Here is a 22,184-nt window from a genome sequence, read left to right as displayed (position 1 = left end):
CATGCGTCGGATGCTGGCCGACAGCACCTTCCTGCGCGTCTATGTCCTGCTGGCCCTGGCGCTGGTGCTGACCTTCGGCCTGGCCCTGCTGGGGATGGCCATGGTCGACCAGGTCAGGCGCGAGCACTACCGCGAGCAGCTGGTCGAGCCGCCGATGCGGGTGCTGACCCGCTGGGTCGAGTCGCTGCCCGAGGCGGGGCGAGGGGCGTGGCTGTCGGCCCGCTCCCAGCAGCTCGACATGACCCTGCGGCTGGTGCCCATCGAGTCCCGCTCCCTGAACTACTTCTCCCGCACGCGCCTGCAGGCGGGCCGCGTGCTGGTCACACCCCAGGGGGAGCATGGCTGGCGCCTGCGCCGCCTGCTGACCGACCAGGAGCAGATCCTCGAGGTGGACGTGGCGAGCATCAGCGAACAGCAGCTGCGCGGGCTCACCGAGCTGTTCGCCGAGTGGCTGATCCAGGTGCCGGCCGGCGAGCGTCGTGGGCAGCTCGAGCGGATGGCCGGGGACAGCATTCCCCTGCAGCTCAGCGAGAGCCCGCCCGAGGGGCTGGATACCCGGCAGCTGGCGCGCCTGGCCGAGGGGGAGGTGGTCATCCGCCTGCTGCCGGGCCGCCTGTCCATGGCGATGTATCGCCTGATGCCCGGCAAGGACCCGCAATCGCGCTGGCTGGCCGTCGGCCCGGTGCAGGCCTTCGAGCCGCTGCCCCTCCCGCTGCAGCTGCTGCTGCTGGTGCTGCTGCTCAGCGTGCTGGCGGCGATCATCTACCTGATCGTGCGCGGCGTGGAGGCCCGCATGGCGCGGCTGGAGCTCGCCGCCACCCGCATCGCCGGCGGGCGCCTGGATACCCGGGTCAAGGTGGAGAGCGGTGACTTCCTCGGCCGCCTGGGGATGGCCTTCAACGGCATGGCGACCCAGGTGCAGTCGCTGCTGCGCGCCCAGCAGGACATGATCCGGGCCGTCTCCCATGAACTGCGCACCCCGGTGGCGCGCATCCGCTTCGCGGTGCAGATGGTCGAGGACATGACCGACGATCCCGCGATCCGCCGCCAGCTCGAGGGCGTCGACGGCGACATCACCGAACTCGACGAACTGATCGACGAGATCCTCACCTACGCCCGGCTGGGCAGCGAGGCGGCCAACGGCGTGGAGCTCGAGACCTCGCTGGTCGACTGCCGTGCCATGGCGCAGCGGGTCATCGAGGCCCTGAGGAAGCTCCATGGGAATATAAGCATCGAGCTGGTCGAGGGGCCGGAGGTGGAGGTCCAGGCCGAACCGCGCTACATGCAGCGTGCGCTGCAGAACCTGGTGGCCAACGCCTGTCGCCATGCCCGCAGCCGGGTGGTGATCCGCCTCGAGGGGGAACCACGGCTGGTACGCCTGGACGTGGAGGACGACGGCCCCGGCATCCCCGCCGCGGCGCGCACGGAGGTCTTCAAGCCCTTCGCCCGCCTCGACGACAGCCGCACCCGTCGCTCGGGTGGCTACGGCCTGGGGCTCTCCATCGTGCAGAAGGTCATGGCCTGGCACGGCGGCAGCGTGATGGTGGATGCCAGCCCCGAGCTGGGCGGGGCGCGTTTCACCCTGCTGCTGCCGCGCAGCGTCCCTACGCCGGCCTGATCCCCTCCAGCACCGCGAAGGAGGTCTCCCGGGCGGTGCGCAGGAAGTCCTCCATCCAGGGCGCCCCGCGGGTGTCCTCGCGGATCGCCGCGAACAGGGTGCTCCACACCCCCTTCTCGCCCAGGGCCACGGCCTTGACGTAGTCCCGCTCCAGGTACTCGGTCAGCGCCCAGTTGGGCAGCGCGCAGACGCCGCGGCCGCTGGCGACCAGCTGCATCATCATGATGGTGAGCTCGGCGGTGCGTACCTCCCGGGGATGCACCCCGGCGGGGTCGAGGAACTGGGTGAAGACGTCGAGCCGGGAGTGCTCCACCGGGTAGGTGATCAGGGTCTGCTCGGCGAGCTCCTCGGGGGTGACGAAGGACCGGCCCGCCAGCGGGTGCTGGCGGGCCACCGCCAGCAGCCCCTCGTAGCGGAACAGCGGCTCGTAGTGGATCCCGGGCAGCGGTTGGGGGTCGGCGGTGATCACCAGGTCGAGCTGCTCGCGCGCCAGGGCCGGCAGCGGGTCGAAGTGGTGGCCACCGGGGATGTCGATCTCCACCTCCGGCCAGTGGTCGCGAAAGTGGTCGACGGTGGGCATCAGCCACTGGAAGCAGCTGTGGCACTCGATGGCCATGTGCAGGCGCCCCTGCTCGTTGCCGGCCAGCCGCGCCAGGTCGCGCTCGGCCATGCGCACCAGCGGCAGGACCTGTTCGGCCAGGGTCAGCAGCCGCGTGCCGGCCCGGGTGAACTCCACCGGCCGGGTCTTGCGCAGGAACAGCGGGCTGCCCAGCCGCTCCTCCAGGTCCTTGATCTGGTGGGAAAGCGCCGACTGGGTCAGGTGCACGCGTTCGGCGGCCTCCACCAGGGAGCCGGCATCGCGCAGGGCGACCAGGGTGCGCAGGTGGCGAAGTTCGAGCATGAGGGTGAGCCTGGTTCATCTTGAAGATGATGAAGTTTAGTTTGATTCACTCCTCGTGGCCAGCGAGGCGTCCGGCATCGTTCACGCCGACGGGACCTTCCCATGACGCTGGCTCATGTGCCCGGCGACCCGCGCCTCGCTGCGAGCTTCGAGATGACGCGGGCCGCGTTGGCCTGTTTTCCGGGCCAGCGTTGAGCCGCTGCCCGGCGCACGAGGGGCGGGTGGCTGGTATGCTGCGGGCTCAGGGAACATCGCCGCATCGCAAGGAGCCCCTATGTCTCGTCATCCCGCTTCCCCTGCCCACGCCCTCGCCCTGATGGGCGCCGCCCTCCTGCTGGCCGGCTGCGCCGCCACGCCCCCGGGGGACGCCACGCGCCCCGAGATCGCCGATCGCCGCGCGGCCCCCGGGGGCGAGGCCTCCCCGGCGACGCCGGCCGCGCCCCTGATGCCCTCGGCCTTCTTCCCCGGGGAGGCGTCGGCGCTTACCGCCTGGCGCTGCACGCCCGCCCAGGACCTGGTCACGGCGGCCACCGACGAGGAGCTGCGGCTCTGGTCCGCCCACGGGGCCTACCGACTGCAACCGGCCGTGGTGGCCAGCGGCGCCCGCTATCAGCAGGGCGACCTGAGCGTCTGGAACAAGGGCAATGAGGCCGTCGTGGAGAGCGCCACCGGGCGGCTCGACTGCACCCGGGACATGACCCGCGAGGTCCTGACCCGCCAGGAGCGCCCGGGCATCATGTTCCACGCCCGCGGCAACGAGCCCGGCTGGGTGGTCAACCTGTCAAGCGACCGACCCGAGGTCACCCTGCTGCTGGACTACGGCGCCCGTGAGCTGACCCTGCCCTACCGGGTGACCACCCTGGACAACGACGAGGGGCGCATGATCCTGGCCAGCGGCCGGGCCGACACGCCCTTCGAGCTGCGCCTGGAGGCCCGGGCCTGCTTCGACGGCATGAGCGGTCAGCCCTTCCCGGCCCGGGTCACCCTGACCATCGACGGCGAACAGTTGCTTGGCTGCGGCCAGGGCATCGCGCCCTGAGGAGAAAGGGCGCCGCCCCGGCGCCCTTTCTTTCGTTTCTATCGAACGAAACCGGCATATATTTGCGCTTTTCGTTGCAATTCGTGCACGTAGAATGGCCTTCATTACCGCTTACGGTTACAGGAGATTGCCATGACCACCCGTGCCCTCATCCTCACCTCGTCGATCCTCGGCGAGAACGGCCAGTCCATCGCCCTGGCCAGGTACTTCCAGGACCGCGCCGCCGAGCGCGAGGGCCTGGAGGTCTCCCACCGCGATCTGGTGGCCGACGACCTGCCGCACCTGACCCAGCCGGAACTCGCCAGCTGGCAGGTGCCGCCCGAGAAGCGCTCCGCCGAGCAGCGCGAGATGGCCGCCCGCTCCGACGACCTGATCCGCGAGCTCCTCGACCACGACGTCGTCGTGCTGGCCGTGCCGCTCTACAACCTGGGCGTGCCCTCCCAGCTCAAGGCCTGGTTCGACCGGGTGATGCGCTCCGGCCAGACCTTCCAGTACACCGAAAAGGGGCCCCAGGGGCTCATCGAGGGCAAGCGGGCGGTGATCCTGGCGGCCCGGGGCGGCCAGTATGCCGGCACCCCCATGGACAGCCAGACGCCACACCTCAAGGGCATGCTGGGCCTGATCGGCATCTCCGAGGTGGACGTGGTGTACGCCGAAGGGCTCGCCAAGGGCGAGGCCCATCGCGAGGCGGCGCTCAAGGAGGCCAAGCAGGCCATCGATAGCCTGGTGCCCAGGCTCTGATCGCCGCACTGCGGTAGTCTCAGGCACGAAGCGAACGGGGTGGCCACGGCCACCCCGTTCGCGTGTGGGGCCTCAGCAGGGGCCGGGGCGGCGGATCAGCCACTCGCGGGGGACGAAGTCGCTGGTGCAGAGCATGGGCGCTGGGCTGAGGATGCGACCGCCGAGCCGGGCCAGCGCCTCGCGGTTGCCCCGCGACGCAGAGGGCAGCTGCTGCGAGACCGCCACCGGCTGCCAGTCGTCCCCCTCGCGGGTCGCCAGGGTGAAGGCGAAGGGGTGGAAGCCCGGGAAGCCGAGCCGCAGGTCGGTGGCCACCAGGGTGTCGCGGCCGTCGCGTTCGCGCACCTCGTAGCGCAGGAAGGGGCCGGCGAACCAGTCGAGCCGACGACCGCGGGGGCTGTCCAGGGCCGCCGCCTCCAGCCCGATGCCGCGGGCGTAGGTCTCCAGCATCGGCGGGGTGTCGCCGTCGAACACGCCCACCAGGGCCTCGTGATAGCGCGCCCCGTCGGCCACGGTGACCCGCCAGAGCAGGGTGTTGAAGGGGGTCGGCTGCACCAGTCGCGGGGCCTGCTGAAGCCCTCGTTCGGCCAGCAGCGGCGTGATCCGCGCCTCCACCAGCTGCCGCGCCCCGAGGGCGATCACCAGGTAGCTGCAGGCGATCGCCAGTCCCCAGGCCGGCGGGCGCTGTGCCCGGCCGGTGATGAGGGCCACGGCGAAACCCACCAGCAGCGGCAGGGTGTAGAGCGGGTCGATGATGAACACGACGGGCCAGGCCGCGGGTCGCACGTCCAGCGGCCACCAGAGCTGGGTGCCGTAGGTGGTCAGGGCGTCGAGCAGCGGATGGGTCAGCAGAATGAGCCCGAAGAAGAGCCCCCAGCGGGCAAGCGGGATGTCCCGGGTGCGCGAGAGGCGCGCCGAGAGCAGCGCCAGGAGGGTGGCGAGTCCTGCCAGCACGAACAACGAGTGGGAAAAGCCGCGGTGCTGGGTCACGTTGGCCACGGCATCGCCGTAGTCGATGATCACGTCCAGGTCCGGCAGGGTGCCCAGCGCCGCGCCGATCAGCACCGCCTTTCGGCCGAGGCGTCTGCCGAGCACGGCGCCGCCGATCGCCGCGCCCAGGGCGGCCTGGGTAATCGAATCCATCGAGGGGCTCTCCTTCGTCAGCGGCAGGCCCTTGCTCTGACGCCTGGCGGGGGCGCCGGTTCCCTGGCCTCAGCCGGACTGCACTCAGCCGGGCGGCACTCAGCCCGACCGCGCCCAGGCGGGGGCGGCGTCGAGGATGCGGGCCTGCACGGGGCAGTCGTCACGGTGGGCGCCGGGCAGGTAGCCGGTGCTCATCAGCAGCTCGCCGACGATCTCCGGGCCGGTGAAGCGGAAGGTCCGCCGGAAGAGGCGCACCCAGTCGCCGTGGTCCAGCGGATGGTGATGGTCCAGCCAGGCCTTGAGGCTGCCGTGCTCGGCCTGGAGGGTCTGGATCACGCCGGCATTGTGGATCGCCGCGTCGACCTTGAGGCGGTTGCGGATGATGCCGGCGTCCGCCAGCAGTCTCGCCCGCTCGGCTTCGCCATAGGCCGCCACGCGGTCGATGTCGAAGCCCTCGAAGGCACGCCGGAACGCCTCGCGCTTCTTCAGCACGGTGAGCCAGGAGAGGCCGGCCTGGTTGATCTCCAGCACCAGGCGCTCGAAGAGGGCGCGGTCGTCCTCCACCGGGAAACCGTACTCATGGTCGTGATAGGGCCCGTGGAACGGATGCCCTGGGGCCAGGTCGCAGTAGTGGCTCATGGGGCTGCTGCCTCGTGGTCGGGATTGGCAGGGGAGTCATGACTTGTCAGGATGACGCCATCCTTCTCAACTGTGAACCGGGAGAACGTTCATGCAATACCTTCACACCATGGTTCGGGTCAGCGACCTCGACGCGTCCCTGCACTTCTACTGCGACCTGCTGGGGCTCAAGGAGGTGCGCCGCCGGGAGGTCGAGAAGGGCCGCTTCACCCTGGTCTTCCTGGCCGCCCCGGAGGACGAGGCGCGCTCGGCGGAACTCAAGGCACCGGAGCTCGAGCTGACCTGGAACTGGGACCCGGAGGAGTACAGCGGCGGCCGCAACTTCGGCCACCTGGCCTTCCGGGTGGACGACATCTATGCCCTCTGCGAGCACCTGCAGGCGAACGGCGTGACCATCAACCGTCCGCCCCGGGACGGCCACATGGCCTTCGTCAGGAGCCCCGACGGCATCTCGGTGGAGCTGCTGCAGAAGGGCGACCCTCAGGCACCAAAGGAGCCCTGGGCCTCCATGGAGAACACCGGCACCTGGTGATCAGTCGGGTCGCCAGGCCATGCGCCCGCTGCCCAGGAAGACCAGCGCCACGGCGCCGAACAGGAAGAATCCCTGCAGCTCCAGGGCCCAGCCGCCGTTGTCCTTGAAGGCCGTGAGCTCGCCCATGTGCACCAGGAAGATGGCCACCACCATGTTGGCGGCCATCAGCAGCGCCCCCACCCGACTGCGCCAGCCGATCAGGGCCATAAGCGGCGCCACCACCTCGCCGACCAGCACCCCGTAGGCGAGCACGGTCGGCAGCCCCTGGCCGGCCAGGGTGTTGCCGATCCAGGTCAGGTTGCCCGGGTTGAGGAGCTTGGTCAGGCCGTGGGGCAGCAACAGGCCTGCCACGGTGAGTCGCAGGATCAGCTTGCCGAGGGCATCGTTGTGGAGCGCGTGGAGCATGCGGGGACCTCATGGTGCGGCGGGAATTGTCTCGATGCCCCGGCTGGGGCAAGCTTGGCGCCTGGGCAATCGCCTGGTGCCTCAAGGAAGATACCATGATGATCAAACCGTTACGCAACGCACTGCTGCTTCTCGCCGCGGCCCTGCTGCTCGCCGCCTGCAGCGGTGGACCCGCCCCCCGGGTCGTCGGCGAGCCGTCGGCCGCTCTCGAGGGGCCGATGGTCGACCAGCGCTGGAACCTGCTGCTGGTGGGCACCCACGAGCGCCTTTCCATGCCGGAGCGCCCCTTCTTCGTCATCGACCGCCAGGGACGGTTGAGCGGCAGCGACGGCTGCAACCGGCTGACCGGCCGGGCGGCGCTGGGCGAGAACCAGCGGATCGCCTTCACCGAGCTTGCCACCACCCGGCGCGCCTGTCCCCGGGCCGAGGACGCCGCCCGGGTGACCGGCATGCTGGAGAACGCCTACCGCTATCTGATCGACCACGACCGGCTGGTGTTCTTCGGTCCTGACCAGCGGGTGCTGGGGGGGTGGCGTCGCGTCGATTGAGCCGATGACGACCGACCCTTCAACGAAGGACCGGACATGAAAAGGGCTCGGTCATGAAAAGGGCCCGCCGATGGCGGGCCCTGTCGGATGAGCAGCGGGCACGGATCAGAGCGCTTCGATCTTCTCGCGCTGCTCGACCAGCAGGCGGCGCGAGGCCTCGAAATCCGCGAGCTTGCCGCGCTCCTTCTTGACCACCGCCTCCGGTGCCTTGGCCACGAAGCTTTCGTTGGCCAGCTTCTTCTCGATGCCGCCGATCAGCTTCTCCTGCTTCTCGATCTCCTTGGCCAGGCGCGCCAGCTCGGCGTCCTTGTCGATCAGGTCGGCCATGGGCACCAGCACCTCCATCTCGCCCACCAGCTGGGTCGCCGAGAGCGGGGCCTGCTCGGGGTCGTCGAGCCAGTCGACGCGCTCGAGCTTGGCCAGCTTCGAGAGGAAGAGGCGGTTGGCCGCGAGGCGCTCGGCATCTTCCGGCTGGCCCTTGGTGAGCAGCACCTCCAGGGGCTTGCCCGGGGCGATGTTCATCTCGGCGCGGATGTTGCGCACCGCCACGATCACACCCTTGAGCCACTCGATGTCGCGGATCGCCCGGTCGTCGACCAGCGCCTCCTCCGCCAGCGGCCAGGGCTGGTTCATGATGGAGCCGTCCTCGCCCGTGGCGAGCGTGCCCGCCAGCGGGGCGACGCGCTGCCAGATCTCCTCGGAGATGAAGGGCATCATCGGGTGGGCCAGGCGCAGGATCGCCTCGAGCACGCGGACCAGGGTCCGGCGGGTGCCGCGCTTGGCGGCGGCGCTGGCGCCCTCGTCCCACAGCACGGGCTTGGAGAGCTCCAGGTACCAGTCGCAGTACTCGTTCCAGACGAAGTCGTAGAGCGCCTGGGAGGCGTGGTCGAAGCGGAACTCCTGCATAGCCCGGGTCACCTGGGCCTCGGTCTGCTGCAGGCGCGAGACGATCCAGCGGTCGGCCAGCGACAGCTCGACCGGGTCTTCCCCTAGACCGGTATCCTCGCCCTCGGCGTTCATCAGCACATAGCGCGAGGCGTTCCACAGCTTGTTGCAGAAGTTGCGGTAGCCGTCCAGGCGCCCCATGTCGAACTTGATGTCGCGGCCGGTGGTGGCCTGGGAGAGGAAGGTGAAGCGCAGCGCGTCGGTGCCGTGGGGCTCGATGCCCTCGGGGAACTCGGCGCGGGTGGCCTTGGCGATGGCCTTGGCCTTCTGCGGCTGCATCATGTTGCCGGTGCGCTTCTCCACCAGGGTCTCGAGCGCGATGCCGTCGATCAGGTCGATGGGGTCGAGCACGTTGCCCTTGGACTTGGACATCTTCTGCCCCTGGCCGTCGCGCACCAGGCCATGCACGTAGACCTGCTTGAAGGGCACCTCGCCGGTGAACTTCAGGGTCATCATGATCATCCGGGCGACCCAGAAGAAGATGATGTCGAAGCCGGTGACCAGCACGCTGGAGGGGTGGAAGGTGGCCAGTTCCGGGGTCTGCTCCGGCCAGCCCAGGGTGCCGAAGGTCCAGAGCCCGGAGCTGAACCAGGTGTCCAGCACGTCCTCGTCCTGGGTCAGGGGCAGCTCGGCCGGCAGGCCGTGCCGCTCGCGGGCCTCGGCCTCGCTCCTGGCCACGTAGACGTTGCCGTCGGCGTCGTACCAGGCCGGGATGCGGTGGCCCCACCACAGCTGGCGGGAGATGCACCAGTCCTGGAGGTCGCGCATCCAGGCGAAGTACATGTTCTCGTAGTTCTTCGGCACGAACTGGATGTCGCCCTTCTCCACGGCCTCGATGGCGGGCTTCGCCAGGCTCTCCACGGCGACGAACCACTGGTCGGTGAGCAGCGGCTCGATGACGTCGCCGGAGCGGTCGCCATAGGGCAGGGTGTTGCTGACCGTCTCCACCTGCTCGAGCAGGCCCAAGGCGTCCATGTCGGCGACGATGCGCGAGCGCGCCTCGAAGCGGTCGAGGCCGGCGTAGGCACCGGGCAGGCTCGGGTCGATGTCCTGCAACGCCCGGCCCTGGATGTCGAAGGCCTCGGCGCGCTCGAGGATGGCGGCATCCTGGGTGAAGACGTTGATCAGCGGCAGGCCCTGGCGGCGGCCCACCTCGTAGTCGTTGAAGTCGTGGGCCGGGGTGATCTTCACGCAGCCGGAGCCCTTCTCCATGTCGGCGTGCTCGTCGGCGACGATGGGGATGCGCCGTCCCACCAGCGGGAGCTCGACGAACTTCCCGACCAGCGAGGCGTAGCGCGGGTCCTCGGGGTTGACCGCCACGCCGGTGTCGCCGAGGAGGGTCTCGGGGCGGGTGGTGGCGACCACCAGGTGGTCGCGGCCGTCGTCGGTGGTGACGCCGTCGGCCAGGGGGTAGCGGAAGTGCCAGAAGCTGCCCTGCTGGTCGCGGTTCTCGACCTCGAGGTCGGAGATGGCGGTGTGCAGGGTCGGGTCCCAGTTGACCAGCCGCTTGCCGCGGTAGATCAGCCCCTCTTCAAAGAGGCGCACGAAGACCTCCTGGACCGCCCGGTAGAAGCCGTCGTCCATGGTGAAGCGCTCGCGGCTCCAGTCGACGCTGGCCCCCATGCGGCGCAGCTGGCGCGTGATATGGCCGCCGGACTCCTGCTTCCAATCCCACACCTTGTCGATGAAGGCCTCGCGCCCCAGATCGTGGCGGCTCTTGCCTTCCTCGGCGGCGACCTTGCGCTCGACCAGCATCTGGGTGGCGATGCCGGCGTGGTCGGTGCCCACCTGCCAGAGGGTGTTGCGCCCCTGCATCCGCCGCCAGCGGATCAGAGTGTCCATGATGGTGTCCTGGAAGGCGTGGCCCATGTGCAGGCTGCCGGTGACGTTGGGCGGCGGGATCATGATGGAGTAGGGCTCGCCTGCGCCGGCGGGGGCGAAGCGGTTGTCGGCCTCCCAGCGCTCGTACCAGCGGGTTTCGATCTGCTCGGGTTGGTAGGTCTTGTCCATGGGCATTCCGGGTCGAAGAGGTGGCACCGACCCATGGCAGGGCGCGTCGAGGGGCGCTGCCAGGGTGCCGGGGATGCTGAAAAATGGGCCTGATTATAGCGTGACGGCGGGGGAGGCGTCAGCCCGCGCGTCCGCGGGCCTGGCCCTTGAGCTGGTGGGGGGTGACCGGGTAGCCGCGCTTCCGGTAGGTCTGCCAGCATTCTCGCTTGGCGGTGAGTACGTCCTGGTGCTGGTTGATGATCTCGGCGACCCGCTCGAAGCGGGAGAACCACTCGGGGATCCCGGGGTGCAGGTTGAGCAGCGCCTGGGCGCCCGGCTCCGGCGGGCCCTCCCAGCCGATGGTCATCGGCACCGTCGCCTCCTGATCGCTGCCCAGCAGGGCATGGGGCACGTAGGCGTCGGGCCGGAAGGTCCAGAGCCGGTCGTCGAGCTCACGGGCCATGCCCTCGTCCTCGGCATGCAGGTGCAGCCGGTACCCCTTGCGGTAGATGGTCTCGGCCAGGCGGCAGGCGAAGCCGAGGCGCGCCTCGAGGGTGGTGTCGGGCAGGATGTAGAAGTCGATGTGGGTCATGGGATCTCGAGGCGGCCCGTTCGGCGGTGTGGGCTTCTCCGGTGGCAAGCCGTCGCGAGGGCGCTGTGACCCCATCCCTGGGTGCTATCTTTGCCCTCCATGGCAAAGGACCCTCGCATCGTCTTGCCCCCGGCGCCCACCGTTCTCGGAGCCGGGAAGGAAGTGCTCAGGCGAGTCGGGTCAGCCAACCGCGGGTATCCTCGCTGCGGCCGTACTGCAGGTCGAGCAGGCGGGTGCGCAGGCGCTTGGCCACCTCGTTGTCGCCCTGGGCGGAGAGCCGGATGCGATCGTGCTCGGTGACCAGCTCGCCCACCGGGGTGATCACGGCGGCGGTGCCGCAGGCGAAGACCTCGGTGATCTCGCCCGATGCCGCGCCCTCGCGCCATTCGTCGATGCTGATCGGGCGCTCCTCCGGGGTGAGCCCCTCGTCCCGGGCCAGGGTCAGCACCGAGGCGCGGGTGACGCCCTCGAGGATGGTGTCGGTGAGGCGCGGGGTGACGATGCGGCCGTCGCGGAACACGAAGAACAGGTTCATGCCGCCGAGTTCCTCGACCCACCGGTTCTCGGCGGCGTCGAGGAAGGCCACCTGGCTGCAGTCGTTGGCCGCGGCTTCCTTCTGGGCGGCCAGGGACGCCGCGTAGTTGCCGCCGCACTTGGCGAACCCGGTGCCGCCAGGGGCCGCGCGCTTGTAGTGCGTGGAGAGCCAGATCGACACCGGCTTCACGCCGCCCTGGAAGTAGGCCGCGGCCGGGGAGGCGATGACGTAGTAGTCGACCTCGTGGGAAGGCCGCACGCCGAGGAAGGTCTCGCTGGCGATCATGAAGGGCCGCAGGTAGAGGCTCGACTCGTCGGACTCCCTGGCCGGGGTGGGCACCCAGTCGTGGTCCTGGGCCAGCAGGGCGCGCAGCGAGTCGATGAAGTCCTCGTCGGAGAGCTCCGGCAGCGCCAGGCGGCGTGCGCTGCGGCGGAACCGCTCGGCGTTCTTCTCGGGGCGGAAGGTCCACACCGAGCCATCGGCATGGCGGTAGGCCTTCACGCCCTCGAAGATCTCCTGGCCGTAGTGCAGCACTGCGGCGGCGGGGTCCAGGGTCAGCGGGCCGTAGGGCCGCACCTCGTGGCCATGCCAGCCGGCGTCGAGGGTCCATCGCACGTGGGCCATGTGGTCGGTGAAGTAGAGGCCGAAGCCAGGGTTGGCGAGGATGTCGCCACGGATCTGCGGCGCGGTCGGATGGGCGCTCGGCAGCAGGGAAAAGCGTTCGATGGACACGGCAAGGGGTCTCCGCTACTGGCGGGGCGCCTCCGGGCGCCCTCGTCACGAATCAGGTAACCGGGCCGGCAGGGGCCCGGTGCATGGAAGTCGACAGTCCACATGAAAAGGGCACCGCCGGGAAAAGGCAACCCTGCCCGGGGCGAATCAGTCCTCGTCGACCTCGACCTGGCTGTCGGTCTCGCGATCCAGCAGGTACTGGGTCAGCAGCCCCACGGGGCGGCCGCTGGCGCCCTTCTCCTTGCCCGAGGCCCAGGCGGTACCGGCGATGTCCAGGTGCGCCCAGGGAAACTTGTCGGCGAAGCGCGAGAGGAAGCAGGCGGCGGTGATGGTGCCCGCCGGCCGGCCGCCGATGTTCGCCAGGTCGGCGAAGTTGGAGGAGAGCTGCTCCTGGTACTCGTCCCAGAGCGGCAGGTGCCAGGCGCGGTCCCAGGCGGTCTCGCCGGCATCCAGGATATCCAGGGCCAGGTCGTCGTCGTTGGAAAGCAGCCCGGTGGCATGGTGACCCAGGGCGATGATGGCGGCGCCGGTCAGGGTGGCGATGTCCACGACGCTGGCCGGCTCGAAGCGCTCGGCGTAGGTCAGGGCATCGCACAGCACCAGGCGGCCCTCGGCGTCGGTGTTGAGCACCTCCACGGAGAGGCCCTTGAGGGTCTTGATGATATCCCCGGGCTTGGTGGCGCGGCCGTCGGGCATGTTCTCGGCCGCGGCGACGATGGCCACCAGGTTGATCTTCGGCTTGATGGCGAGCACCGAGGTGACAGTGCCGAACACGCTGGCGGCGCCGCACATGTCGAACTTCATCTCGTCCATGGCCTCGCCGGGCTTCAGCGAGATGCCGCCGGTATCGAAGGTGATGCCCTTGCCCACCAGCACGTGGGGCGCCTCGGCGGGGTCCTCGGCCCCCTGGTACTTCATGACGATCAGTCGTGAGGGCTGCTCGCTGCCGCGGCCCACCGAGAGCAGGCTATGGGCGCCCAGGGCCTCCAGGGCCTCCTCGTCGAGGATCTCGGCGGTCAGGGCACCCCTGGAATCGGCGGCCAGTCGCTCGGCGCGCTCGGCCAGGTAGCTGGGCGTGCAGACGTTGCCGGGCAGGTTGCCCAGGGTGCGGGTGGTCGCCACGCCCTGGCCGATGGCGTCGCCGATGCGCACCCCGTGGCGGGTGGCCTCGGCATCCCCCTGCTCGCTGACCAGCAGGGTGACCTGGGCGAGGCGCGGAGCGGGTTCCTTCTCGGCCTTGAACTCGTCGAAGCGGTAGACGGCGCGATGGGCGGCCTCGGCCACCATGCGGGCCTTCCAGTCGCAGGCGCGGTCGGGCACCGGGACATCGGTGAAGGCCACGGCGACATCCTCGACGGGCAGTGCCGCCAGGGCGGTGAAGGCCGCGTCCAGCGCCTTGCTGAAGGCGCCTTCCCGGCACTTCTCGCGCTCGCCCAGCCCCACCAGCATCAGGCGCTCCGCGTTGAGCCCCGGGGCGAAGGGCACCATCAGGACATTGCCCAGCTTGGCGTCGAAGTCGCCGCGATCGATCAGCTGGCCGATCAGCCGCTCGCTGGCGTCGTCGAGCTTGGCGGCGGCAGGCAGCAGCTCGCCATCCTTGAACACCGGTACCACGAGACAGGCCATCTCGGCCTTGGCGGGATTGGCCGTCTGAACAGGGAATTCCATGGAGTCTCCACAAGACAAGCGATGGGGGATTCTGGATAATGCCGGCACGTTGCCGAGTCATCCCAGTGTACCCAAGGCAAGGCGTCATTGCATGGAAGATGGCCGGGCACCGCGGGGTGTCGGGCCGGGAGACAGCGTTGATCATATTCCGTTATCTGACCCGCGAGATCCTGCAGACCATGGCCGCCGTGGCCGGTGTCCTGCTGCTGGTGATCATGGGCAGTCGCTTCATCCGCTACTTCTCCACGGCGGCGGAGGGCGATATCCCGGTGAGCATCCTCGGCACGCTGATGCTCCTCCATCTGCCGGGTTTCCTCGAGCTGATCCTGCCGCTGGCCTTCTTCCTCGGCATCCTGCTGGCCTATGGCCAGCTCTACCTGAACAGCGAGATCACCGTGCTGGTGGCCTGCGGCACGAGCCCCAATCGCCTGCTGGAGGTCAGCCTGGTGCCGGCTACCCTGGTGGCGATCCTGGTGGGGACCTGCAGCCTGTGGCTGACCCCGGCCGGGGCCCTGGACAAGGAGGTGCTCCTCGAGGAGCAGCGCAGCCAGCTCGACTTCTCGGCCCTGGCGCCGGGGCGCTTCCAGGACTTCGGTGGCGGGCGCACGGCCTACACCGAGGGCTTCAATGACGACGGCACCCGGATGCAGGAGGTCTTCATCAGCGAGCGACAGTCGCGCACCGACGGCACCCCCGAGAGCGTGGTGACCCGGGCCGAGACCGGCTACCAGACCGTCGACCCGGAGACCGGCAGCCGCTTCCTGGTGCTGGCCGACGGCGAGCGCTACAGCGTCGACCCGGGGCGCGCCCAGGCCGAGCGGCTGGTGTTCGGCACCTACGCCGTGCGCCTCTCCGGGGCCGCCGAGCGCCCCGAGCTCGAGGCGCCCGAGTACGCCACCACGGCCGCGCTGTTCGCCGACGAGGCCCTGCCGGCTCGGGCCCAGTTGCAGTGGCGCCTCGGCCTGCCGCTGATGGTCTTCATCCTGACCCTGCTGGCCATGCCCCTCTCCCGGGTCAACCCGCGTCAGGGGCGCTTCGCCAAGCTGCTGCCGGCGATCTTCCTCTACGTGGCCTATCTCAGCCTGCTGCTGGCGGCGCTGGATGCCATCGGGCGCGGCAGCTGGCCGGTGGCCATCGGGATGTGGCCGATCCATGGCGGCTTCCTGGCCATCGGCCTGGCCATGCTGGCGAGGGACCAGCGCAGGGGGATGAGCGGATGATCGCCGACCGTCTCGATCGCTACATCGCCCGCAACGTGCTGGGTGCGATCCTCGTCGTGCAGGTGGTGCTGCTGGGCCTGGACCTGGTGATCACCTATATCAACGACCTCGGCGACATCGAGGGCGACTACGGCGCCTTCCAGGTGCTGCTCTACCTGCTGATGCGCCTGCCCTGGCGCTTCTACCAGTACGCCCCCGTGGGGGTGCTGATCGGCGCTCTGATTGGCCTGGGCAGCATGGCGTCGAGCAACGAGCTGACCGTGATGCGTGCCGCGGGTCGGTCGCTGGTGCGCATCCTCTGGGGGGTGATGAAGCCGATCATCCTGGTGATCGTGGTGGTGCTCGTCATCGCCGAGTTCGTCAGTCCCCGGACCGAGCAGTTCGCCGCCGCCTGGCGTCTCGAGCAGCGGCAGGGGGAGGGCGCCCTGCTGACCGAGCGCGGCGGCTGGCAGCGACAGGGGGATGACGTCTACCGTTTCGGCGCCATCCGCGCCGACGACACCGTCCTCGACCTGACCCGCTACCGCTTCGAGGACAAGTCGCTTCGCGAGGCGCTGCGCGCCCGCCGGGCGGTCTGGCAGGGGGACCACTGGCAGCTCCGGCAGGTGGCCGTGACCCGCTTCCATGAGGGGGGCACCGAGGTCGAGCGCCATGACGCCCTGCCCTGGGAGACCACGATGACGCCCGCGCAGCTAGATCGGCTGCTGCGCGATGTCGAGAGCCAGGCGCCCAGCGAACTGTGGTCCTACGCGCGCTACCTGCATGCCCAGGGGCAGCAGGCGACCCAGCCCCTGCTCTACTTCTGGCAGAAGACGCTGATGCCGCTGACCATGGCCTCGCTGGTGCTGGTGGCGGCCTCCTTCGTGTTCGGTCCCCTGCGGACCGTGGCCGCCGGGACACGGGTCTTCTACGGGGTGATCGTCGGCCTCTCCTTCAAGTACCTCCAGGACCTGCTGGGCCCGGCATCGACACTTTTCGGCTTCTCGCCTGCCTGGGCGGTGCTGGCCCCCACCCTGCTGTGTGCGGGGCTGGGACTCTACCTTCTGCGACGGACCGGCTGAGACGAGGATCCCATGCAGCGACGCTTCGACCAACTCGATGATGTCTGGCCGGCCGGCCTCGGTCGGCGGCTGGGCGCCATGCTCTACGATGGCCTGCTGGTGCTGGCGATCTGGATCGTCATCACCGCGCTGCACCTGGCCGTCGTGCGGCTGGTGCTGGAGGTGCCGGCCGAGCAGGTCGGACTGGGCCTTGCCCAGGTGCTCTCGCTGCGCCTGCTGATGGCGGTCAGCGCCTTCCTCTTCTTCGCCCACTTCTGGACCCGGGGCGGCATGACGCTGGGCATGCAGGCCTGGCGGCTGCGGGTGCAGACCCTCGATGGCTGCTCGATCACCTCCTTCCAGGCGCTGCAGCGCTTCCTGGTGGCCGGTGTCTCCCTGGCCGCCTTTGGCCTGGGCTACCTCTGGATCCTGTTCGACGACGAGAAGCGCAGCTGGCCGGACATCGTCTCCGGCACCCGGGTGGTGGTCCTGCCGAAGCGGCGCTGAGCGCCGCCGGGCAGGGCGAGGCCCGGAAACCTGACCTCGATCAGGTTCTGGTCGGGAATCGACTTGCGATCATCCATGCGAATCATTTACATTTACCTCATGACCAGCGTGAGGTGATGACATGTACGTTTGTCTCTGCAAGAACGTGACCGACCACCGGATCCGCGGGGCCGTCGAGGAGGGCGCGCGCAGCTGGCGCGAGGTCCAGGAGGCCACGGGGTGCGGCACCCAGTGCGGCAAGTGCGCCTGCACGGGCAAGGACATCACCCGCGAGGCGATCAAGTCCGAGCTCAGCGCCCCTGCCCAGGGGCTCGCTTACGCCGTCTGACCGACCTCATTCCCGTCTCTTGTTCCTTTCAACCCCATGATTCGATGGAGTTCCTCATAGCCTCTCCTACACTGTAGGTCACCGGGCTGGCCAGGCCGCCATGGCCATGCCAAGCTGGCCCCAGCGAACCGACAACAGTGATCGAGGTAACGAGATGAAAGGCGACAGCAAGGTCATCGAACACCTGAATACCGCGCTCGGCAACGAGCTGGTGGCCATCAACCAGTACTTCCTGCATGCCAAGATGTACAAGGACTGGGGCATGAAGGCGCTGGCCAAGTGGGAGTACGACGAGTCCATCGAGGAGATGCAGCACGCCGACAAGCTGATCGAGCGCATCCTGTTCCTCGAGGGCATCCCCAACCTTCAGGACCTCGGCAAGCTGAACATCGGCGAGAACGTGCGCGAGATGCTCGAGTGCGACCTGAAGATCGAGCACGAGGGACGCAACGACTACATCGAGGCCATCACCTACTGCGAGCAGGTCAGGGACTACGTCAGCCGGGACCTCTTCCGGGACATCCTCGCCGACGAGGAGGATCACATCGATCACATCGAGACCGAGCTAGGCCTGATCGACAAGGTCGGCATCGAGAACTACCTGCAGAAGCAGATGCAGATGGCCGGCGACGAGTAACCCCTCGCCGCTCCCGCCCCAGGAGATCACCGAGCGCCCCGTGGCCTGTTGCCACGGGGCGCTCTGTCATGGGAAGGCCCTTTCCAGGGCGAAGCGGGAGACCGGCTCCCCCTGTACCTCGACGGTCTCGAGGAACATCGCCAGGGGGCGTGTCCAGAGGCCGTAGTCGCCGTAGAGGGCGCGGTAGACCACCAGGGGTTCCTCGGTCTCGCTGTGCCGGGCGACCCCGATCACCTCGTAGAGCGGACCCTTGTAGTGGCGGTAGATGCCGCGTGGGGCCTGGGTTTCCATGGGACGGCTCCTCTTGCCGGGGTGAGCGGGGGTCAGGGGGTGGCGTTGGCCTGCTTCGCCAGTCGGGCCAGTACCCGGGAGGCGGCGGTGAAGCCGAAGCTGCCGGTGACGAAGGTCGCCGCGCCGAAGCCCGAGGCGCAGTCGAGCCGGGTGGCCTCTCCCTCGCCGGGTTTCTGGAAGCATACCTCGCCGTCGCTGCCCGGGTAGACCAGCTGTTCGTCCGAGTAGACGCACTCCACCGAGAAGCGCCGCTTGGGATTGCGCGAGAAGCCGAAATTACGGCGCAGCCTGGCGCGGACCTTGGCCAGCAGCGGGTCGTGCTCGGTGCGCGTCAGGTCCGCGACCCGGATGCGGGTGGGGTCGGTCTGGCCGCCAGCGGCACCGGTCACCACGATCGGCAGCTTGCGGCGCTTGCACCAGGCGATCAGCGCCGCCTTGGCGACCACGCTGTCGATGGCGTCCACCACCTGGTCGGCATCCTCGGGGATGCGCCTGGCCAGGTTCGTGGGGGTGACGAAGGCGGTGTCGGCCACTACCTCGATGCCCGGCTGGATGGCCCGGCAGCGCTCGGCCAGCACCTCGACCTTGGGGCGGCCGATGGTGCCATCCAGGGCATGCAGCTGGCGATTGACGTTGGAGACGCAGACATCGTCCAGGTCGATCAGCGTCAGCTTGCCGATGCCCGACCGGGCGAGGGCCTCCACCGTCCAGCTGCCCACGCCGCCCACGCCCACCACGACCACGTGGGCGGTGCGGAAGCGCTCGGCGGCACGCCGGCCGTAGAGCCTTCGGATGCCGCCGAAGCGGGCCTCGAAATCGTCCGGGGAGGGCGCGGGCGAAGCGAACGGGAGAGAATCGGTCATGGCATCACGCTCGGGACAGGGGATCGTGTCGGGGTCGGCAGGTGGCCCGTCCACCCGAAACGCTCGAAGAGGGTAGTCATGGTGGCATCCAGCGGGCAGCAGAGGTCGAGGGGGCGGCCGCTCACCGGGTGGTCGAAGCCCAGGCCCACCGCCGCCAGCAGCAGCCGGGGGCAGGCCAGGTGCTCGGCGAAGAAGCGGTTATGGTTGCCCTTGCCGTGCTTGGCATCGCCGATGATCGGGTAGCCCCGCCGGGAGAGGTGGCGACGGATCTGGTGGCGGCGGCCGGTGAGGGGGCTCGCCTCCATCAGCGAGTAGCGGCTCTGGGGGTAGCGGTCCACCCGGACCGGCAGCTCCACGGTATCGAGCCGCCGGACCTCGGTCGCCGCCTCCATGGCCGGCATCTGCGCCTTGGGGCGACGGCCATCCTCCTCGCGCAGCGGATAGTCCAGGCGCTCGCGCTCCGGCCCGATGCCGCGCACCACCGCCAGGTAGCGCTTCGTCACCCGGCGCGCGGTGAAGGCTGCCTGGAGCGCGGCCGCGGTGTCGGGGTCGAGGGCGAAGACGATCACCCCGGAGGTGGGGCGATCCAGGCGGTGCACCGGGTAGACTCGACGGCCGAGCTGGTCTCGCAGGCGCTGGAGCAGGAACTCCCGCTCGCCGCGGGCGAGCGCGCTGCGATGCACCAGCAGGCCGGCCGGCTTGTGCACGGCGACCAGGTGGTCATCCAGATGGAGAAGGCTCAGCGGTGGCGTCATCGGGGCATCGGTGCAGGTTACCAGGGGGCGCCATTGTCGCCGTCCGGCGCCGTGCTGTCATCCCGCCCCCCTGTGTTGCCATGCCGCGCGGTCCGCTCCGGTCGGCCTCAGAGGTGCTCGAGCACGGTCTCGGCGCTGCTCGCGTCCACCCCCTTCTCGTCGATGCCCAGGTACTCCACCACGCCGTCGTCGGCGATCAGGGCGAAGCGCTTGCTGCGCACGCCCATGCCGCCGCCGGAGGCATCCATCTCCATGCCCAGGGCCCGGGTGAACTCGGCGTTGCCATCGGCCAGCATGGTGAAGGCCTGGGCGTTCTGGTCCTTCTGCCAGGCATCCATCACGAAGGCATCGTTGACCGCCATGCAGGCGATGGCGTCCACGCCCTTGTCGAGGAGCTTGTCGGCATTGACCACGAAGCCCGGCATGTGGGTGTTGGAGCAGCCGGGCGTGAAGGCGCCGGGCACGGCGAAGAGCACCACCCGCCGGCCGGCGAAGAAGGCGCCGGTGGAGAGGTCCTCGGGGCCCTTGAGGCCGTTGGTCTTGAGGGTGATATCGGGAATCTTGTCGCCCTTGGCAATCGTCATGGGGTCTTCCTTGTCGTGGAAACGGTGGGTGTCGGGACACACCGCGGGTGTGCCCCGACAGTGTGATGGCCTCGCCGGTGGTTCGCCAGGGGGCACGCCACCTTGGTCGGCTCGCCTTGCCCGACACGATTCGTCATGCTGGGCGTGATTGCTGCCCGGAGCCAGACCATGACGCATTCGCCCGCCTATCGCCTTGCCGCCGCGGTGCTGCACGGCTTCGACGAGTACCGCTCGCGCTTCAAGCAGATCACCGACGATGCCAGTCGTCGCTTCCGGGACGCGGCCTGGCGTGAGGCCCAGCAGGCCTCGGCGGAGCGCATCGACCTCTACGACGAGAAGGTCCAGGACACCCTGGCCCGCCTCAGGCGCACCCTCGACGATGACGAGCTGACCAGCTTCGAGTGCTGGCAGGAGGCCCGGGGGCACTATGCCGACCTGATCGACCAACGGCTCGACTACGAGCTGGCCGAGACCTTCTTCAACTCGATGTTCTGCTCGCTGTTCCACCATCGCCACATCCGTAACGACTGGATGTTCGTCTACAGCTCCCGGGAGCAGGCGGCGCACCATTCCGGCCTGCAGCTGTGCCGCTCACGTCGGGTGGGGGGCGACTGGGCGGAGGGGTTGCGCTGGGCCCTGGGCGAGGCGCGCTTCGAGACGCCCTTCGTCGACCTGGGACGGGATGCCGAGCTGGGCAGCGAGGTGCTTGTCCGGCTGCTGCCCGCGGCCATCCAGGCGGATCCCGAGGCCGAGATCGAGCTGATCAAGAGCGTCTTCTACCGCAACAAGGGGGCCTACCTGGTGGGAAGGGTACTCGGCGGTGGCGAGCAGGTGCCGCTGGTGCTGCCGGTGCTGCACCGGGAGGGCGAGGGGCTGCACCTGGATACGCTGCTGATCGAGCCCGAGGAGGTCTCGATCATCTTCTCCTTCACCCGCGCCTACTTCCAGGTCAAGGTGGTGGTCCCCAGCGAGTTCGTGCACTACCTCCAGGAACTGATGCCGGACAAGCCCCAGGGCGAGCTGTATGCCGCCATCGGCTTCTTCAAGCACGGAAAGACCGAGTTCTTCCGTGCCCTGAACCGCCAGGTGGCCAGGCGCGAGGATCAGTTCATCATCGCCCCGGGGGTGCGTGGCATGGTCATGGCCGTGTTCGTGCTGCCCTCCTCCCGCACCGTGTTCAAGATCATCAAGGATCGCTTCGACCCGAGCAAGGAGATGACGGCGGAGAACGTCCGCGACAAGTATCGCCTGGTCAAGCGCCACGACCGCGTGGGGCGCATGGCCGATACCCAGGAGTTTTCCAACTTCATCGCCCGCCAGGATCATTTCGACCCGGACTGCCTGGCGCACCTGCTGGAGGTGGCGCCGTCCACCGTCTACCTGCGCGGCGACAAGGTCATCATCCGGCACTGCTATACCGAGCGCATGATGACCCCGCTCAACCTGTATCTCGAGACCTGCGACGCGGCGGAGACCGAGGCGGTGCTCAAGGACTACGGCAACGCGATCAAGCAGATGGCCGCGGCCAACATCTTCCCCGGCGACATGCTGCTCAAGAACTTCGGGGTGACCCGCCACGGTCGGGTGATCTTCTACGACTACGACGAGATCTCGTACCTCACCGAGTGCAACTTCCGGCACATTCCCGAGCCGATGTATCCGGAACAGGAGCTGGCCAACGAGCCCTGGTACTCGGTGGGGCCCAATGATATTTTCCCCGAGGAATTCGGTCCCTTCCTGTTCGCCGACGTGCGGCTGCGCAAGCTCTTCTACCAGCTGCATGCGGAGCTCTTCGATGCTGACTACTGGAAGGGGCTTCAGCGGGCCATCCTCGACGGCCGGGTGATCGACGTCTACCCCTATCGCAACAAGCGGCGCTTCACCGCCGACGACGGCAACGGCCTGACCTACTAGCCAGCCAGGTCCCGGCCAGGC

Annotated in this window: 23 protein-coding genes; 11 read left to right on the top strand and 12 right to left on the bottom strand. The window is 69.0% G+C overall.

Annotation, left to right across the window (positions count from 1 at the left end):
* The first annotated feature begins 1 nt into the window (after window position 1).
* Window positions 2–1,618: an ATP-binding protein gene (locus BOX17_RS05670; protein ID WP_071942589.1), complete on the top strand. Its 1,617-nt coding sequence runs from the start codon at window positions 2–4 to the stop codon at window positions 1,616–1,618.
* Here the strand turns inward: BOX17_RS05670 and BOX17_RS05665 are convergent.
* Window positions 1,605–2,519 (bottom strand): LysR family transcriptional regulator, encoded by a 915-nt coding sequence (locus BOX17_RS05665; RefSeq protein ID WP_071942587.1) that lies wholly within the window; start codon window positions 2,517–2,519, stop codon window positions 1,605–1,607. The two genes, BOX17_RS05670 and BOX17_RS05665, sit on opposite strands and share 14 nt — an antisense overlap.
* Window positions 2,520–2,793: 274 nt before the next feature.
* On the opposite strand from BOX17_RS05665, the gene BOX17_RS05660 reads away from it, so the two are divergent.
* Together BOX17_RS05660 and BOX17_RS05655 are read left to right on the top strand one after the other, a co-directional pair.
* A complete protein-coding gene (locus BOX17_RS05660; RefSeq protein WP_071942585.1) occupies window positions 2,794–3,558 on the top strand; it encodes a COG3650 family protein in 765 nt (254 codons plus the stop codon).
* 132 nt (window positions 3,559–3,690) lie between these two features.
* A complete protein-coding gene (locus tag BOX17_RS05655) occupies window positions 3,691–4,299 on the top strand; it encodes an FMN-dependent NADH-azoreductase (protein ID WP_071942583.1) in 609 nt (202 codons plus the stop codon).
* A gap of 72 nt (window positions 4,300–4,371) precedes the next feature.
* On the opposite strand, the gene BOX17_RS05650 is transcribed toward BOX17_RS05655, so the two are convergent.
* Complete coding sequence (locus BOX17_RS05650; protein ID WP_071942581.1) at window positions 4,372–5,439, bottom strand: metal-dependent hydrolase; 1,068 nt, start codon at window positions 5,437–5,439, stop codon at window positions 4,372–4,374.
* Window positions 5,440–5,538: 99 nt separating this feature from the next.
* On the bottom strand, window positions 5,539–6,078 hold the full coding sequence (locus BOX17_RS05645; protein ID WP_071942579.1) for a DNA-3-methyladenine glycosylase I: 540 nt from the start codon (window positions 6,076–6,078) through the stop codon (window positions 5,539–5,541).
* Between the two features lie 91 nt (window positions 6,079–6,169).
* Here BOX17_RS05645 and gloA point away from each other — a divergent pair, with 91 nt between their 5' ends.
* Window positions 6,170–6,610, top strand: coding sequence for a lactoylglutathione lyase (gene gloA / locus BOX17_RS05640; RefSeq protein WP_071942577.1), 441 nt, complete (start codon window positions 6,170–6,172; stop codon window positions 6,608–6,610).
* Here gloA and BOX17_RS05635 read toward each other — a convergent pair whose 3' ends face one another.
* Entirely contained in the window at window positions 6,611–7,015 is a 405-nt protein-coding gene (locus BOX17_RS05635) for a DoxX family protein (protein ID WP_071942575.1), read from the bottom strand.
* A 95-nt stretch (window positions 7,016–7,110) separates the two neighbouring features.
* On the opposite strand from BOX17_RS05635, the gene BOX17_RS05630 reads away from it, so the two are divergent.
* On the top strand, window positions 7,111–7,563 hold the full coding sequence (locus tag BOX17_RS05630; RefSeq protein ID WP_071942573.1) for an META domain-containing protein: 453 nt from the start codon (window positions 7,111–7,113) through the stop codon (window positions 7,561–7,563).
* 105 nt (window positions 7,564–7,668) lie between these two features.
* Here the strand turns inward: BOX17_RS05630 and BOX17_RS05625 are convergent, their stop codons facing one another.
* The 4 genes from BOX17_RS05625 to BOX17_RS05610 all read right to left on the bottom strand — a co-directional run bounded on the left by BOX17_RS05625 (window position 7,669) and on the right by BOX17_RS05610 (window position 14,024).
* Complete coding sequence (locus tag BOX17_RS05625) at window positions 7,669–10,518, bottom strand: valine--tRNA ligase (RefSeq protein ID WP_071942571.1); 2,850 nt, start codon at window positions 10,516–10,518, stop codon at window positions 7,669–7,671.
* A 118-nt stretch (window positions 10,519–10,636) separates the two neighbouring features.
* On the bottom strand, window positions 10,637–11,089 hold the full coding sequence (locus BOX17_RS05620) for a DNA polymerase III subunit chi (RefSeq protein WP_071942569.1): 453 nt from the start codon (window positions 11,087–11,089) through the stop codon (window positions 10,637–10,639).
* A 166-nt stretch (window positions 11,090–11,255) separates the two neighbouring features.
* Window positions 11,256–12,356: a branched-chain amino acid aminotransferase gene (locus tag BOX17_RS05615; RefSeq protein ID WP_071942567.1), complete on the bottom strand. Its 1,101-nt coding sequence runs from the start codon at window positions 12,354–12,356 to the stop codon at window positions 11,256–11,258.
* Window positions 12,357–12,503: 147 nt separating this feature from the next.
* Window positions 12,504–14,024 carry a leucyl aminopeptidase gene (locus BOX17_RS05610; protein ID WP_071942565.1) on the bottom strand — a complete coding sequence of 507 codons (1,521 nt, stop codon included), beginning with the start codon at window positions 14,022–14,024 and terminating at the stop codon, window positions 12,504–12,506.
* Between the two features lie 137 nt (window positions 14,025–14,161).
* On the opposite strand from BOX17_RS05610, the gene lptF reads away from it, so the two are divergent.
* From lptF to bfr, 5 genes are all read left to right on the top strand, one after another.
* Window positions 14,162–15,244 (top strand): LPS export ABC transporter permease LptF, encoded by a 1,083-nt coding sequence (gene lptF / locus BOX17_RS05605; RefSeq protein WP_071942563.1) that lies wholly within the window; start codon window positions 14,162–14,164, stop codon window positions 15,242–15,244.
* Window positions 15,241–16,305, top strand: coding sequence for an LPS export ABC transporter permease LptG (gene lptG / locus BOX17_RS05600; protein ID WP_071942561.1), 1,065 nt, complete (start codon window positions 15,241–15,243; stop codon window positions 16,303–16,305). Before lptF ends, lptG begins: the two co-directional genes overlap by 4 nt.
* Before the next feature lie 12 nt (window positions 16,306–16,317).
* Window positions 16,318–16,791 carry an RDD family protein gene (locus BOX17_RS05595; RefSeq protein WP_071942559.1) on the top strand — a complete coding sequence of 158 codons (474 nt, stop codon included), beginning with the start codon at window positions 16,318–16,320 and terminating at the stop codon, window positions 16,789–16,791.
* 121 nt (window positions 16,792–16,912) lie between these two features.
* Window positions 16,913–17,119: a (2Fe-2S)-binding protein gene (locus BOX17_RS05590; protein WP_071942557.1), complete on the top strand. Its 207-nt coding sequence runs from the start codon at window positions 16,913–16,915 to the stop codon at window positions 17,117–17,119.
* 154 nt (window positions 17,120–17,273) lie between these two features.
* Complete coding sequence (bfr, locus tag BOX17_RS05585; RefSeq protein ID WP_071942555.1) at window positions 17,274–17,756, top strand: bacterioferritin; 483 nt, start codon at window positions 17,274–17,276, stop codon at window positions 17,754–17,756.
* 66 nt (window positions 17,757–17,822) lie between these two features.
* Here bfr and BOX17_RS05580 read toward each other — a convergent pair whose 3' ends face one another.
* The 4 genes from BOX17_RS05580 to BOX17_RS05565 all read right to left on the bottom strand — a co-directional run bounded on the left by BOX17_RS05580 (window position 17,823) and on the right by BOX17_RS05565 (window position 20,249).
* Window positions 17,823–18,047: a DUF1653 domain-containing protein gene (locus BOX17_RS05580; protein ID WP_071942553.1), complete on the bottom strand. Its 225-nt coding sequence runs from the start codon at window positions 18,045–18,047 to the stop codon at window positions 17,823–17,825.
* A 32-nt stretch (window positions 18,048–18,079) separates the two neighbouring features.
* Complete coding sequence (gene tcdA, locus BOX17_RS05575; RefSeq protein ID WP_071942551.1) at window positions 18,080–18,910, bottom strand: tRNA cyclic N6-threonylcarbamoyladenosine(37) synthase TcdA; 831 nt, start codon at window positions 18,908–18,910, stop codon at window positions 18,080–18,082.
* Window positions 18,907–19,665, bottom strand: coding sequence for a pseudouridine synthase (locus BOX17_RS05570; protein WP_071942549.1), 759 nt, complete (start codon window positions 19,663–19,665; stop codon window positions 18,907–18,909). The genes tcdA and BOX17_RS05570 overlap by 4 nt, the downstream gene beginning before the upstream one ends.
* 107 nt (window positions 19,666–19,772) lie before the next feature.
* A complete protein-coding gene (locus BOX17_RS05565; protein WP_071942547.1) occupies window positions 19,773–20,249 on the bottom strand; it encodes a peroxiredoxin in 477 nt (158 codons plus the stop codon).
* Between the two features lie 168 nt (window positions 20,250–20,417).
* On the opposite strand from BOX17_RS05565, the gene aceK reads away from it, so the two are divergent.
* The gene (gene aceK, locus BOX17_RS05560; RefSeq protein WP_071946671.1) at window positions 20,418–22,163 is read left to right on the top strand and encodes a bifunctional isocitrate dehydrogenase kinase/phosphatase; all 1,746 of its coding nucleotides are present in this window, start codon (window positions 20,418–20,420) and stop codon (window positions 22,161–22,163) included.
* Window positions 22,164–22,184: the final 21 nt, after the last annotated feature.

This window comes from Halomonas aestuarii, from assembly GCF_001886615.1.
In the GTDB taxonomy this organism is placed as follows: domain Bacteria; phylum Pseudomonadota; class Gammaproteobacteria; order Pseudomonadales; family Halomonadaceae; genus Halomonas; species Halomonas aestuarii.
Note: the sequence above shows the minus strand (reverse complement) of the source record. Positions and strands in the feature narration are given on the sequence as shown.

What these genes read in the sequence shown, in the direction of transcription:
- BOX17_RS05580 (WP_071942553.1), bottom strand. Translation starts at nt 18,047, where the DNA reads ATGGAAACCCAGGCCCCACGCGGCATCTACCGCCACTACAAGGGTCCG.
- BOX17_RS05570 (WP_071942549.1), bottom strand. Translation starts at nt 19,665, where the DNA reads ATGACGCCACCGCTGAGCCTTCTCCATCTGGATGACCACCTGGTCGCC.
- BOX17_RS05670 (WP_071942589.1), top strand. Translation starts at nt 2, where the DNA reads ATGCGTCGGATGCTGGCCGACAGCACCTTCCTGCGCGTCTATGTCCTG.
- lptG (WP_071942561.1), top strand. Translation starts at nt 15,241, where the DNA reads ATGATCGCCGACCGTCTCGATCGCTACATCGCCCGCAACGTGCTGGGT.
- BOX17_RS05660 (WP_071942585.1), top strand. Translation starts at nt 2,794, where the DNA reads ATGTCTCGTCATCCCGCTTCCCCTGCCCACGCCCTCGCCCTGATGGGC.
- aceK (WP_071946671.1), top strand. Translation starts at nt 20,418, where the DNA reads ATGACGCATTCGCCCGCCTATCGCCTTGCCGCCGCGGTGCTGCACGGC.
- BOX17_RS05620 (WP_071942569.1), bottom strand. Translation starts at nt 11,089, where the DNA reads ATGACCCACATCGACTTCTACATCCTGCCCGACACCACCCTCGAGGCG.
- BOX17_RS05655 (WP_071942583.1), top strand. Translation starts at nt 3,691, where the DNA reads ATGACCACCCGTGCCCTCATCCTCACCTCGTCGATCCTCGGCGAGAAC.
- BOX17_RS05665 (WP_071942587.1), bottom strand. Translation starts at nt 2,519, where the DNA reads ATGCTCGAACTTCGCCACCTGCGCACCCTGGTCGCCCTGCGCGATGCC.
- BOX17_RS05610 (WP_071942565.1), bottom strand. Translation starts at nt 14,024, where the DNA reads ATGGAATTCCCTGTTCAGACGGCCAATCCCGCCAAGGCCGAGATGGCC.
- BOX17_RS05625 (WP_071942571.1), bottom strand. Translation starts at nt 10,518, where the DNA reads ATGGACAAGACCTACCAACCCGAGCAGATCGAAACCCGCTGGTACGAG.
- bfr (WP_071942555.1), top strand. Translation starts at nt 17,274, where the DNA reads ATGAAAGGCGACAGCAAGGTCATCGAACACCTGAATACCGCGCTCGGC.
- BOX17_RS05590 (WP_071942557.1), top strand. Translation starts at nt 16,913, where the DNA reads ATGTACGTTTGTCTCTGCAAGAACGTGACCGACCACCGGATCCGCGGG.
- BOX17_RS05645 (WP_071942579.1), bottom strand. Translation starts at nt 6,078, where the DNA reads ATGAGCCACTACTGCGACCTGGCCCCAGGGCATCCGTTCCACGGGCCC.
- BOX17_RS05595 (WP_071942559.1), top strand. Translation starts at nt 16,318, where the DNA reads ATGCAGCGACGCTTCGACCAACTCGATGATGTCTGGCCGGCCGGCCTC.
- BOX17_RS05565 (WP_071942547.1), bottom strand. Translation starts at nt 20,249, where the DNA reads ATGACGATTGCCAAGGGCGACAAGATTCCCGATATCACCCTCAAGACC.
- tcdA (WP_071942551.1), bottom strand. Translation starts at nt 18,910, where the DNA reads ATGACCGATTCTCTCCCGTTCGCTTCGCCCGCGCCCTCCCCGGACGAT.
- BOX17_RS05650 (WP_071942581.1), bottom strand. Translation starts at nt 5,439, where the DNA reads ATGGATTCGATTACCCAGGCCGCCCTGGGCGCGGCGATCGGCGGCGCC.
- BOX17_RS05635 (WP_071942575.1), bottom strand. Translation starts at nt 7,015, where the DNA reads ATGCTCCACGCGCTCCACAACGATGCCCTCGGCAAGCTGATCCTGCGA.
- BOX17_RS05630 (WP_071942573.1), top strand. Translation starts at nt 7,111, where the DNA reads ATGATGATCAAACCGTTACGCAACGCACTGCTGCTTCTCGCCGCGGCC.
- gloA (WP_071942577.1), top strand. Translation starts at nt 6,170, where the DNA reads ATGCAATACCTTCACACCATGGTTCGGGTCAGCGACCTCGACGCGTCC.